14 protein-coding genes are annotated in these 12,446 nt (G+C 41.2%); 4 read left to right on the top strand and 10 right to left on the bottom strand.

Going from position 1 to position 12,446, the window contains the following annotated elements; translation table 11 throughout:
- Nucleotides 1-12 precede the first annotated feature (12 nt).
- Nucleotides 13-861, bottom strand: a complete 849-nt coding sequence (locus tag QUF94_RS03090) for a GNAT family N-acetyltransferase (RefSeq protein ID WP_289314567.1) — start codon at nt 859-861, stop codon at nt 13-15.
- A gap of 390 nt (nt 862-1,251) precedes the next feature.
- Complete coding sequence (locus QUF94_RS03085) at nt 1,252-1,416, bottom strand: YvrJ family protein (protein WP_081088496.1); 165 nt, start codon at nt 1,414-1,416, stop codon at nt 1,252-1,254.
- A 156-nt stretch (nt 1,417-1,572) separates the two neighbouring features.
- Here QUF94_RS03085 and QUF94_RS03080 point away from each other — a divergent pair, with 156 nt between their 5' ends.
- A complete protein-coding gene (locus QUF94_RS03080) occupies nt 1,573-2,196 on the top strand; it encodes a sigma-70 family RNA polymerase sigma factor (RefSeq protein WP_289314566.1) in 624 nt (207 codons plus the stop codon).
- Entirely contained in the window at nt 2,189-2,404 is a 216-nt protein-coding gene (locus QUF94_RS03075; RefSeq protein ID WP_289314565.1) for a hypothetical protein, read from the top strand. The genes QUF94_RS03080 and QUF94_RS03075 overlap by 8 nt, the downstream gene beginning before the upstream one ends.
- Nucleotides 2,405-2,461: 57 nt before the next feature.
- Here the strand turns inward: QUF94_RS03075 and QUF94_RS03070 are convergent, their stop codons facing one another.
- The 3 genes from QUF94_RS03070 to QUF94_RS03060 form a co-directional block, all read right to left on the bottom strand.
- Nucleotides 2,462-4,831, bottom strand: a complete 2,370-nt coding sequence (locus QUF94_RS03070) for a penicillin acylase family protein (protein ID WP_289314564.1) — start codon at nt 4,829-4,831, stop codon at nt 2,462-2,464.
- Nucleotides 4,832-5,064: 233 nt separating this feature from the next.
- Nucleotides 5,065-5,502, bottom strand: a complete 438-nt coding sequence (locus QUF94_RS03065) for a hypothetical protein (RefSeq protein ID WP_289314563.1) — start codon at nt 5,500-5,502, stop codon at nt 5,065-5,067.
- 181 nt (nt 5,503-5,683) lie between these two features.
- Nucleotides 5,684-6,547 carry an STAS domain-containing protein gene (locus tag QUF94_RS03060; protein ID WP_289314562.1) on the bottom strand — a complete coding sequence of 288 codons (864 nt, stop codon included), beginning with the start codon at nt 6,545-6,547 and terminating at the stop codon, nt 5,684-5,686.
- Between the two features lie 144 nt (nt 6,548-6,691).
- On the opposite strand from QUF94_RS03060, the gene QUF94_RS03055 reads away from it, so the two are divergent.
- The gene (locus QUF94_RS03055) at nt 6,692-6,829 is read left to right on the top strand and encodes a hypothetical protein (protein WP_289314561.1); all 138 of its coding nucleotides are present in this window, start codon (nt 6,692-6,694) and stop codon (nt 6,827-6,829) included.
- Nucleotides 6,830-6,918: 89 nt separating this feature from the next.
- Here QUF94_RS03055 and QUF94_RS03050 read toward each other — a convergent pair whose 3' ends face one another.
- From QUF94_RS03050 to QUF94_RS03035, 4 genes are all read right to left on the bottom strand, one after another.
- A complete protein-coding gene (locus QUF94_RS03050; RefSeq protein ID WP_289314560.1) occupies nt 6,919-7,248 on the bottom strand; it encodes a hypothetical protein in 330 nt (109 codons plus the stop codon).
- 99 nt (nt 7,249-7,347) lie between these two features.
- A complete protein-coding gene (locus QUF94_RS03045; protein ID WP_289314559.1) occupies nt 7,348-8,541 on the bottom strand; it encodes an MFS transporter in 1,194 nt (397 codons plus the stop codon).
- A 148-nt stretch (nt 8,542-8,689) separates the two neighbouring features.
- Nucleotides 8,690-10,012 (bottom strand): APC family permease, encoded by a 1,323-nt coding sequence (locus QUF94_RS03040; RefSeq protein ID WP_289314558.1) that lies wholly within the window; start codon nt 10,010-10,012, stop codon nt 8,690-8,692.
- 376 nt (nt 10,013-10,388) lie between these two features.
- On the bottom strand, nt 10,389-11,216 hold the full coding sequence (locus QUF94_RS03035) for an undecaprenyl-diphosphate phosphatase (RefSeq protein WP_289314557.1): 828 nt from the start codon (nt 11,214-11,216) through the stop codon (nt 10,389-10,391).
- 147 nt (nt 11,217-11,363) lie between these two features.
- On the opposite strand from QUF94_RS03035, the gene QUF94_RS03030 reads away from it, so the two are divergent.
- Entirely contained in the window at nt 11,364-12,113 is a 750-nt protein-coding gene (locus tag QUF94_RS03030) for a glycerophosphodiester phosphodiesterase (RefSeq protein ID WP_289314556.1), read from the top strand.
- Nucleotides 12,114-12,173: 60 nt separating this feature from the next.
- Here the strand turns inward: QUF94_RS03030 and QUF94_RS03025 are convergent, their stop codons facing one another.
- On the bottom strand, nt 12,174-12,377 hold the full coding sequence (locus QUF94_RS03025; RefSeq protein ID WP_057278019.1) for an alpha/beta-type small acid-soluble spore protein: 204 nt from the start codon (nt 12,375-12,377) through the stop codon (nt 12,174-12,176).
- Nucleotides 12,378-12,446 lie beyond the last annotated feature (69 nt).

The following is a 12,446-nucleotide window of genomic DNA, read 5'->3' as shown; positions in this document are numbered from 1 at the left end:
TTTCCCCCAACACTATTTGACGTTAAAGCACCGCTTCCCTTTATATTGATAATAATCCTGTCTTTGAATGGTTTTGAATCCACAAGATTCATAGAGTCTTAAAGCATGCTCATTAGTCGCCTCGACCTCGAGAAAAATATCATATCCCAGCTGGCATTGTTCGGCTACAACCTTTTTCAATGCCTTTCTGCCCAGTCCGTTTCCCTGGTATTCCGGCAAAATGGAAAATCCATAAATCCACGCTTCCCGGTCTGAGTGATCAACACGGATCTTACCGACCGCGCGGCCATCCTTTTCAATCATCATGGTTTTCAGAGTATCCTCATATAGGATGCGCTGATAATAATCCTTCGCCTCTTGTTTCGTAAATTGGAAACATTGAATATCCAGCTGAATTTCCGTTTCCTCATCATCTCTCCGTGAAGGGCGAACGACTGCATCCTCATAATCATCCAGTTCCGTTTGAGACCATTTCATTTGAAACTCAGAAAAAGAAAACTCACATGGGAGCTGTTTCAAGAATCCTGTCCCTGAATGGGATTGGGAAGGTGCGTTCAAGATGATCAACTTATAGTTGCGCTCCATGGCACTCCTTATAGCTTCATCCATCAGCTTTGTAAAAATGCCTTGCCTCCGAAAATCAGGATGTACCATCCCACACATCTCCACTTTGTTTCCAAAATCGTAAAGACCAAGAAAACCAACAAGTTTTACTCCATCATAGTGAAGAAAGTCATTCTTATTCACACCATTTCGACTGCGAAGCGTTTCCCAGTTCAGCTTTAATGTAAAATCTTCCCCTTCACATTCATGCTGTAGAATCCGAATATCTTCTAGCTGTATTTCATTCAAAATTGTCACCCCTTTCCATACTATCAGTTTATTACCAAAAAATAAGAAAAGCAGCATCCTTTTACTTGGATGCCGCATATTTACATAAGTTTATATATGAATGTTGTTTTTTTAAAAGTATTTTCACTTTAATCCATAAAACTAAAATCGTATGAGGGGAGGATTTCCTATCTAATTCCATTGACGGATGAATTATAGCAGTAAAATGATTCCAATTGAGGATTATTTTTTAACCATTTTGTGCTATATTCCAAATAATGGTTTATCTTTTTTTTATTTGACTTTAAAGGAGGAATTTAATGGTCCAATGTACCGGTTTCTTTATACCCGAATTCCGGACCCTTTATTGAACAGAACCCGAAATTCGGTTTTTACTACCTAGCACATTACGTCCTGAGGTTATCGTTTTTTCGTTTTGTGAGCGGACTTTTTTAAGTTCTCTACGTCCGTTGTCAGTTCTTTTAATTGTTTACCGAAGCGGAAGAGCAAAAACATAGAAACGACGAATGGATAGCCAAATTCGCTAACTAATGACACCCACATAGTAGCATCCTCAATCATCATCCTCTTCACCCCTTTTCTTGTATCTGATATCTAAAGTGAAACTTGTTTAAAAAAAACAATCTAGCACTATTGATTTATGGATAAAAGAACGAATGTTCGTATATAATTGATTTATTCCCCTTGTCCATCACTTTATTAATTAAAGGAGGGATAGCGATGAACCAATTAACTTCTCATTTTTTTTCTCATTCATTGGAATTTCTGCAACAACAGTACTCATCTTTCTTTGAACAACCGATCATTCAAGTATTTTTACAGAACCCAGAGCATTTAAAGATTTTCACCGAAACTCTTGATTCCCCTTCTTCACACAACATTTGCCAACTCAACGAGACTTTCAAAATTTTCTATTACCGGGCTAAGGTATACAAATACATGTGCTCCTTAATTTACTTTTTCTCCGTTGACTTTGATAAAAGGGCACGGAAGCAGCGGGAACGCTATCGAATGGTACTTGATGCGACACCAAGGGATACTGGCGGAATGATCGATCGAATCGGTACTTTGGACGTTCAACTTGAAAAGATGGGAGAAACGAATGATCTATCTTCACACATAAGTGATGAAGAGATGATAAAAGCCTTGAAGAAGTTAACAGCCAAACAAAACCTGGTGCTGACCATGATTTTTTCCTACGGCCTATCCAACAAGGAAATTGCTGCCTATTTCCATGAGTCGCCACAGAATATCTCAAGCATCCGTAAACAAGCTCTAAAAAAACTTCGAAAGCACTATATGGATGAGGTATATAATAGAAAGGAGAAAAGCCATTGTGGATAAAAAACTCTCAAAAGAAGAATTGGTGAATCTTATCGATTCTTTAAATCCTAAAATAAAAAAATCGTTAAAAAACACAAACTATCAAGACCGGAATGATCTGGAACAAGAGATTAAACTCAAGATCATTGAGTCATATGAAAAAATTGCAGCAATCGAGGCACCTAATTTTGAGGAATTCCTTGCAGAATTCCTGACTAAGCAAAAATAATGAAAAATTACCAAGTCCAGAGCATGCATGCTGGACTTGGTACTTTTTTTCTGAATATCAGTATGATGGATTCAATGTCAGCTTATCACCTTTTGGATCGTCTAATGCCGTTTTGTGATAAGTACCTTCTGCCCAATCATCAAGCTGATCGTGGTACCACTCACTTTTAACGTTACCTGATTGCCCCGGGCCAACGAGGTGATACCCCTGGTTCATGTCGGATAGGTCGATGACAAACCTCCAGGAGCCACCATGATTAACAGTTCCGTCATCTAAAAATGCCGCTGCCTGTACAGTTACACTGCTGCCGCCGACCGGCATTCCGCCGCCGCTGTTAAATAAATAATTTAACGGGGCGACACTTGATAGCGGGTGGTTAAACCTTACCTGATGATAGTCACCCCATTCCCAATCAGCTATATCGTCACCTTGTGATTCTTCCAGCTCCTTTAACGTCTCCTGTAACGACTTGGCGAGTACCTGCTCCAGTCCGCCTGCCTCTTCAATCCAAGGACCCGGCTTACCGTCCAGTGCCCGCCTTAGTAGTTCATCAATGGCTGAACGCCTTCCATTAAAGAGGTTGAGGGTTTCCTCCGGTATTTCTTCTGTAAGCAGAACTTCCCCTATTTTTTTCATCCAGACATTAAAAATCAGCGGCGCTGCTTCATCAACGGAATCAATATGATTCCATTTCTTAAGAATCCTAAGTGCCTGTTCTTCCTGTTTTCCCGAAGGACCTTTCAATACCTCTAGAAATTGAGGGACAAACTCTCTAGCTTGCAGATTCAGCTGATCCATTTGCAGGCTTTGCATATCCTCGGCCGTAAGCTTTTTATTGGCTTTTAAAAACTCCTGTATCCTCATCTGACGGTAGGGCTGTGCCCAGTTATTGCTGATGTGGTAAGGATAGTCATCCGAGATGACTTTATTATTCGCTGTCGAAATGAATCCCTCTTCCGGATTGACCGTTTTTGGAAGTTCATCAAACGGAATGTAGCCTTTCCACTCAAATTCATCCGTCCAGCCAGGTACTGGCAGCATACTATCGCCTTTTTTCCGGATTGGGATTCTCCCATTCGCCTTATAGGCAATGGTCCCATCGACTGAGGCAAAGACGAAATTCTGTGCCGGGGTTTCGAATTTCAAGAGGGCCTTTTCGAATTCTTTCCAGTTTCCGGCTTTATTCATATTCAACACCGCTTCAAGCTCGGCAGAAGGATCAAGTGCCGTCCACCTTAATGCAAGGACGGTATCTTTTCCGCTTTTCCCGGCAAACTCGGAAACAACCGGTCCATGGCGGGTAACCGTCACCTTATAGTCAAGTGTTTTACCATCCTTCACCTTGATCGGCTCGTCCAGGATTTCAGCTTTTTCCCATTTACCTTTGTAGGCGAATTCTTTCTCGTTTTCCGGGTTTCTCTTCTCAATATACAGATCCTGAACATCCGGACCTGTATTGGTCACACCCCAAGCGACCTTTTCGTTATGACCTAGTATGATTCCTGGAATCCCGGCAAAAATAACACCGCTCACATTGACTGTCGGGGCCTCCAAATGCATTTGATACCAAACGGACGGTGTAGCTAATCCCAGATGGGGATCATCCGCCAATAGCGGCTGACCGGAATCCGTTTTCTTGCCTGAAACGACCCAGTTATTGCTGCCGTTGAATTCATAAGGAATAACCGCCCCAGCGAAACTTTTTTCAATATCCAGTTCTTCCTTGCTGATGATATATGGAGCGCCATTGGGATAATTCGGGAATAAATCATACGCTTTTTCCTTTGGGAACGTTTGCAGCAAATACTGTCTAAACGCCTGATCTTCCCAGTTCCCGCCTAAATCAAAGGCCATATATTTACCGATGGCCAGCGAATCGACTGGTGTCCACGGCTCTGGTTCGTATCCAAGTAAAGTGAACTCTGCCGGCCATTTCCCATTCTGCTTCAGTTCATCGATATAAAGATTCACCCCTTCGGCAAACACATCCAGGGCTTCTTTCCCGTTACTTGTATATGCACCATAAGAGGCTTCAGCCGCCCGTCTCAACCCCAGTGTACGAAAATATTTATCATTTTTGACGGTTTTCTCACCAATCACTTCACTCAATCTTCCTGATGCCTGACGCCTGCTTAAATCCATTTGAAATAAACGGTCCTGTGCTTGGATATACCCTTGGGCTAAATACAAATCATGTTCATTCGCTGCGTTGATATGCGGTACCCCACTGGAATCCCTCACTACCGTAACCGGTTTCAAAAGGCCTGGAAGCGATATTTCCCCCTTTGTTTCGGGCAAGGATCTTGAAAGAAATACATTTGCAGCAATCAAGACAGACAGCAAAAGTAAAATCAGGATTCCAAAACTCCATAGCGCCCGTCTTTTCCATTTCGGTTTTGGCTTTTGCTGAGGTACGGCAACTTCCATCGATACATCTCCCTCTCCCTTAAAACTCTCTTTCTTTCTATTTAAGATATTCCGCGTTTCCACCCACCTTTCCTACCAACTTCCTGACATTCTCTCTTTTTATTTCCGGAAGGGAAGATATGCTCAAGGGCGGATTATTACCGCGTAAGGGCGAATTACTACCGCGAAATTGCTCCGATAAACATTGTCAAATGCAAAAACACCGATACTATGTATCGATGCGTCAGGGGATTCTAGCTATTTGCAATTATGTATTCAATCACTTTTTCCGCATCATCCGTATAAAAGAGGGCCTTATCGAAGTCATGGGCCGCCTTCGTCTCGGCTTCCATGTATTCAACAGGGGAAAGGAAACCAAAGAGCCGCTTCCATTTATTGTTTTTCTCAAGAAGTTTCCTTGCCCTTTTTATATCCTCTGGTATGAATTCATTAATGATAAAACATGGGTCAGAAAATGAATGGTCCTGAAAACGTTCGTTCAATGCCTGCAATTTTCCCCGATCCCATTCCACCCTTATCAAATCTGATATGACCTTCACATTTTGGACCGAGTCGAGGATGCGTTTTGACAAAACATCATATTCTTCATCCTCCAACCCATTATCCGTCATGATTCCTATACAATACCATTTTTCATTATGATCCAGTTCTTCATTTTTCTTGAAAAACACTATTCATCCACCTTCCTTTCACGCTTTACATGTCCTATTTCTTTTTCTTGTATATTATTTTTCCCATTCATTATCTAAATGGCAAACTCAACATGTCCGTCCTCACGCCATTTCACTATACCATGGAGGGATATGCAACTTCATGACATACAAAAAAGATACCCTGAAAAGGATACCCCCATCATACCGGCTGAAGAGCCAGCCCTCTTTGTTTAAACAGATATTCCATAGCCTGCCTGAACGATAGAAAAGCTTTTACCTGATTAGTGAAATCGAGTTTGATTATCTCTTTCACCACATCAGGGGTAAAACCGACAAACATCGTTTCCGTACCCATCAACGCCAGTGCCCCCACTAGTTTATCTAAAAGGGAGAGCACATTGCTTTCCTTCGTAAAGGTAATCCCGGAGAAATCGATAATCAATACTTCCGCATGCAGATCTGCACATTTTTGCAGTACAGTCGATTGCATCGGCTCCATTCTCCAATCATCAATGCGCCCGATCAATGGTAAGAGCAGGACATCCTTTAAAACGGTCTGAACGATCGGAGTGGCCAATTCTTCCATGACTTCCTGGTTTTCTTTTATCTTCTGCAAAGAATCGTTTGCCATTCTTGCCATTTCTTTATAATGATTCACGTAACTTATACTCACACAGTGTATGAATTGGTCCAGGATCGCATCAATTATCGAACTTGCCTTTAGCAAAATTTCAATGGAGTAGTAGCGGTTGCTTACTTCTTCTTCAATGAAACTCCAGAAAAGATTACGTACCAGCTGAGCTTCCTCAATATTCTTATCTAAAGGAATACCCATATCCACGACGCGCTTTCCTATTTCCATACCCGTTATTTTCATACGTTCCATCGCTTGTGACTTTCCATGGATTAAGGCATCTGCATGGATTTGAATAAGCTCTGACCTTACCTTTTTACTGGTTTCAAAATCATAGAGCGGGACATCTTCTTCGAACAACTCGATATGCTCCACTAAGATATATTTAAATTTTTGAATTTTTTCACCGATCATTCTTAATTCTTCCATGTAGACCTCCCATACAGGGCTTTCATCACATTTTATCAAATAGTTAATGGTTATGGGTATAAAACCTTCTATTACCAATATGATAATAGACGTTTACCCTTTTCTGAATAAGGGTATTATGACATATGACTTGGAGGGATTACCATGAAAAAAGATCAACAAGACTTTGAATCTGAAAACATGAGCGATTTAGTCGAACTCATAAACAGTAAAAATAACAGCCGCAGATTATTGGATGTACTTCGGCGTAACAAAAAGGATAAAAGTAAAGATAAAAAATGAAAAAGCCCAGTCCAATGTGGTCTGGGTTTTTGAATGGATAAATAAAAGAGCTGAGTTTGTTATTTAAGCAAACCCAGCTCTTCCTGTCCCTATCTTTTTCTCCGAATCTCCTTCACATGGTTCCCTTCAGTGGTAATATAGACTGTTTCATCAATTTTGTATGTTAAATAACGGTCACAATCAATTTCCAACGTTTTCCCATTGTCGAATTTCATTGCGCAATTGGATCCCTCTTCGGTCTCCGTCACATCAATGACTTCGTTCGTCTTAAAACCGACTGCCTTGCCATCGGAGAAATGAGGATAGTATTTTTCAACAATCTCCACCTTTTCCAATCTGCCAGGACTTGTTAAGTATACAACGAATAAAATAATTAATACGACTATTAACCCAATGAGAATTACTACTTTTCGTTTCACTCTATCTATTACCCTCTTCTCTTATCAATCTATTATTCAATATCCTTTTTCACTAGATTATATTCAGGATTCCGGAAAATCATGATAGAAAAGATCATTTTATTTAACGATTTTCACTTTTTCAACCATCATGGCACAAGCAGCAGCCAGGATGATTAAAATGGATACTGCCGAGATGACCCCTACCCAACCGAACTTCATCAGGAATAAACCGCCTGATGCCCCCACTACACTTGATCCCGCATAGTAAAACAGGAGATATAATGCGGATGCTTGTGCTTTTTCACTTTTATCGGCTAAACTTCCAACCCAGCTGCTCGCAATTGAATGAGCTCCAAAAAAGCCAAATGTTAACAAGGCAAGCCCCATTATTTTCAGCAAAAGTGGATCCAATAGGGTTAAAAGGGCCCCCATCAGCATGATTGCGATTCCTATAAGAAGTACAAGCCTCCGACTATATTGATCGGCAAGCTTCCCCATCCATGTAGAACTAAATGTCCCCACAAGATAGATGATGAAAATGAAGCCAATCAATGTCTGTGATAAATGATATGGCGGTCCCATTAAAGGTATACCCACAAAGTTATAAACGGTAACAAACGAGCCCATTAATAGGAAGGCCATACCGAATAAGAGTACTAGTCTGCCATTCCTTAAGTTATTAATGAGGGAGGTTTTTATTCTCGACAATGAGACTCCTACGCGAACTGCATGCTGCGAAGGCGGAAGCATCCACCAAAAAGCCAGACTGATGATCAAACTTAAAGCTCCAAGGCTGCCAATCGCTATGTTCCATGAGAAATGATCGGTCAGCACCCCGACAATCAACCTGCCAGCCAATCCGCCGATACTCGACCCACTCACGTAAATCCCCATCACATAGCCCAGACTTTTCGGATGGAACTCTTCATTGATATAGGCCATCGCAATTGCCGGGAAACCAGCAAGCACCGCTCCTTGAACCGCCCGTATTGCAATAAGTATGTATAGGTCATCCTGGATGAAGCTTACACATATGGATAACAATGCAGACAGGGTGAGCGCTGTCCCCATTATTTTTTTCCTATCGATATTTTCCGAGAAAAAGGAAACTAGCAATAAACAAATGGCAAGCGTCCCCGTTGCGAAAGATAATGTAAGACTTGCCATAGCAGGAGAGACTCCGAATTGCTTTGCGAATACCGGAATGACCGGTTGGGTACTATATAGATCGGCAAACGTTACAAAGCTACCAAGAAATAAAGCCAAGATTGTTTTCCTGAATGATTTTCCAGCAGGCTCGATATAATTCACTTTTGTTCAGACCCTTCACTATTAAACTTTCCCCCTATGTTAATACGAACTTCCTGAGTTGTCTATTTCGCCACTTATGGCCAAAGGGAAAGTTCAGTTCCAGCAATCCTAAAAAAACCCTTCACTGCACTGAGTGAAGGGTTTTTCATTAATATGACCGTTTATCATTCCGCTCACTTTTTTTAAGCAGCCAGTACACAGGCATACCTATAATGAGGATGATCACAGAGTACAGGGCATTTAAAGGCGTATCGATTAATGTGCTTACAACAATATATATTGCGCCAGCAATCGCTACAATAGGAATCAATGGGTAAAATGGAACTTTATAAGTTTTCGCATCCGGATCTTTCTTGCGTAAGATGAAGACCGCAAAGAATGCTAATCCATAAAAACAGAAGACAGAGAATACGGCCATATTGGTAAGTTTGTCAGGGTCTGCTGCAACCATCATGATGATTGCAATGAACACTTGTAATATCGTTGCATTTACAGGCGTTTTAAACTTGGGCGATATTTTCCCGATTTGTTTATGCCCAGGCATCATTTTATCAGTCGCCATCGCCAAGGTTATGCGCGGGAAGGTCAGGAGTTTTCCGTTCAAGCAACCGAAAATGGAAATCGCTATTCCGATTGATATCAATTTCCCGCCCAATTCACCAAATAGAAGCGTTGCCGCAACATTCGCTGCATTCGTTCCATGAGCTATGACTCCCTCTGCTCCCAATACATGAAGCATGGCAAGGTTAACAGCTAAGTAAGCGACCATGACCACGACTATTCCCGTTATGATCGCACGCGGCAACGTTTTCTGCGGGTTTTTCATTTCCCCTGCCATGAAGCCGACGTTCATCCAACCATCATATGCCCAGAGCGTAGCCAAAATCGCACCGGCCATGCTGATTTTCATTGAACTTTCACTATTGACATTGAATACAGGCATATCACCCTGTGCGATACCGAACACTGCTATGAATATGATGGGAATCAATTTAGCAACGGTCGATAAGGCTTGTATCATACCGCCGTATTTTGTCCCCAGCAGATTCATGCCTGCTAAAAACACGATCGTAAGAATCCCTATTACCCAAGCGTAATCTGAAGCAATATTAAATATTCCTGCGACTAATAATCCGAAATATAAACTGAGGGCACCCATGACTGCAGGTCCATATACCAATGTTTGAACCCAGCCGCATAGGAATCCCCATGCTTTTCCGTACACTTCTTCCATATAAACATATAAGCCACCCGTTTTAGGAATCCGGGTACTCACTTCCGCAATCGTCAATCCGCTTGCCAGGGTAATCAGACCACCTATCAGCCAAGCTAATAAGGCCATAGTTGAATTACCACTTAACTCAAGCACGTCACCAGGTCTCATGAAAATACCAGAACCGATAACTGTACCAACTACAATAGATGTTCCAACCCAAAAGCCAATCGTTTTTTTCAATTGGTCATTTCCCATGTTGTCCCCCCCAGGTGTACACATGTACTTATTTTATACTAAAATTATATCATATAAATTATACGAAAATAGTTTATGTAATCATTTGAATATTCCAATAAAAACTCAGACACATTGGTATTACTACGCTCAAGGCGCTTTATTACATTTATATTTTTTTTACTAAATATGACTGAAACTACGCTAAAAGCCGAATATTTTTTTATTTACAAAAGATTATTCGTTATTTAGCTCAATAATCACGAATTAAAAATCACAAAATAAAGTTATCATTCGTTATATATATTTGTGAGATTCCAGCATTTTTCTAGGGACGCAAAAAAACCACCCCAAATCAACGGGGTGGTTCCACTCCACTTTCAAGCTTCATTTCGTATTACCAAATAATGAATAGAAGCACAATCGCCAAGACAATCCGGTAGATGGCAAAAGGAGTCAATTTAACTTTATCGATTAAAATCAAGAAAAAGCGGATACAGATTAACGCAAAGATAAATGCGCTTATGAAACCTGCAATAAAGAATGGCAGAACTTCAGGCGTGAAATTATCCCAGTACTTCACGATTTTCAACAGACTGGCCCCAGCCATGATCGGCACTGCCATGATGAACGTGAAATCGGAAGCAGCCCGATAGCTCATCCCTAATAGCACACCGCCTGATATCGTTGAACCTGAACGAGAGAATCCCGGCCATAGAGATAAACATTGGATTAACCCTACACCGAGAGCTTGTTTATAAGTGATTTGGTCAACCGTTTCTGCAGTCAGCTTTGGACGGAATTTATCTGCAGCAATCATCAAAAATGCGCCCAAGAACAACCCGACGATAACCGTCTTCATGGTAAATAGATTTTCATCAATGTAATCTTCGAATAATAGACCTAAAACGCCCGCCGGTAGCAATCCGACAAGGATCTGCAATAGGTTAAGCTTTGGGCCGTTCACAGCGGATGTGCCTTTCAGCTTCCTTAAACCAAGCAAGTCCATGAATCGTCCCCAGAAGAGCACGACTACGGCAAGTATCGAACCAAGCTGGATGACCACCTTGAACGCATTGGCCACTTCACTCCCGAAAAGCTCTTTCGAATTCAGCCATAAATCATCGACGATAATCATATGCCCTGTAGACGATACAGGAGCAAATTCAGTTAACCCCTCAACAAGACCAAGGATAACCGCAACAAAAATTTCCCACATATTCATTTTATTCACCTCATAATTCGAACACCTATTTATGGAAATATCATATGTATTTTACTCGTTGTTTAAAATATTGTCTATTAAACATTGCTGAAACAATTTACGGGTACATGTATGATAGGGTTCAAGATAAAGTTTAAAGGGGAAGTGATGATTTTGCAAAACATACTGATTTTCGCCCATAGAGGGTCAAAGGGGACGCATCCTGAAAATACCATGGCTGCATTTCAAGAGGCGGCAGAAATCGGTGCCGAGGGGATCGAGTTCGACGTCCATCTCAGTTCTGATGGTGAATTGGTCATCATCCATGATGAAACATTAGATCGAACGACCACCCTTACTGGTTATGTAAAAGATCATTCGTCACAACAGCTGAAAACGGCGGATGCCGGGAGCAAATTTTCCAAGGAATTCCTTGGGGAGCCGATTCCTTTTTTAATGGAAGTTTTCGAATGGGCAAAGGGAAATGCTTTATTGATGAATATCGAAATCAAAACGGATAAACTCGCTTACGAAGGGATTGAACAGAAAATCATTGATTTAATTCGGCAATATCGAATGGAAAATCGGGTGATCCTCTCTTCCTTCAACCATCAATCCATTGAAAAAGTGAAGATGCTAGCCCCGGAACTTGAACGTGCATTATTGTTCGAGGGGCTTCCTGAAAACTTCGAAGAAATCTTACGTGATAAAAAAGAATCAGGGTTTCATCCAGATAAAAACAGCCTGACCCCGGCAGTTAGTGAAAAAGCGAAAAAACTTGGATACAAAGTCCGGCCATGGGTCGCCAATGATGAAGCTGACATCGTCAAGCTTGCAGAATTGGATGTCGATGTTATCATGACCGATTTCCCTGAAAAGGCAATCAAGATTTTAAAGGCTTGGCAGTCACACGGCTGAACAATGCGAAAGAGAAGGAGCGAAGCCCCTTCTCTTTCTAATCCATTTTTATTCAATTAATTAACGAGAATATCCACCTAATTGTTGCTCAGCCATTTGCACTAAACGTTTTGTGATTTCCCCACCAACAGATCCGTTAGCGCGAGAAGTAGTGTCAGCACCTAGGTTTACACCAAATTCACTAGCGATTTCATTCTTCATTTGTTGTAGAGCTTGCTCTGCACCAGCTACTACTAGTTGATTGCTGTTATTGTTGTTTGCCATGTGTTTTCACCTCCTACTAATATTAATTAGCATTTTAAGCTTAAATTATTATTGCCAATTTATTGTATT

Origin of the sequence: Peribacillus sp. NJ4, from assembly GCF_030348345.1 — a bacterium.
Taxonomy (GTDB): domain Bacteria; phylum Bacillota; class Bacilli; order Bacillales; family DSM-1321; genus Peribacillus.
This window is presented reverse-complemented; position numbering and strand designations above follow the sequence as displayed.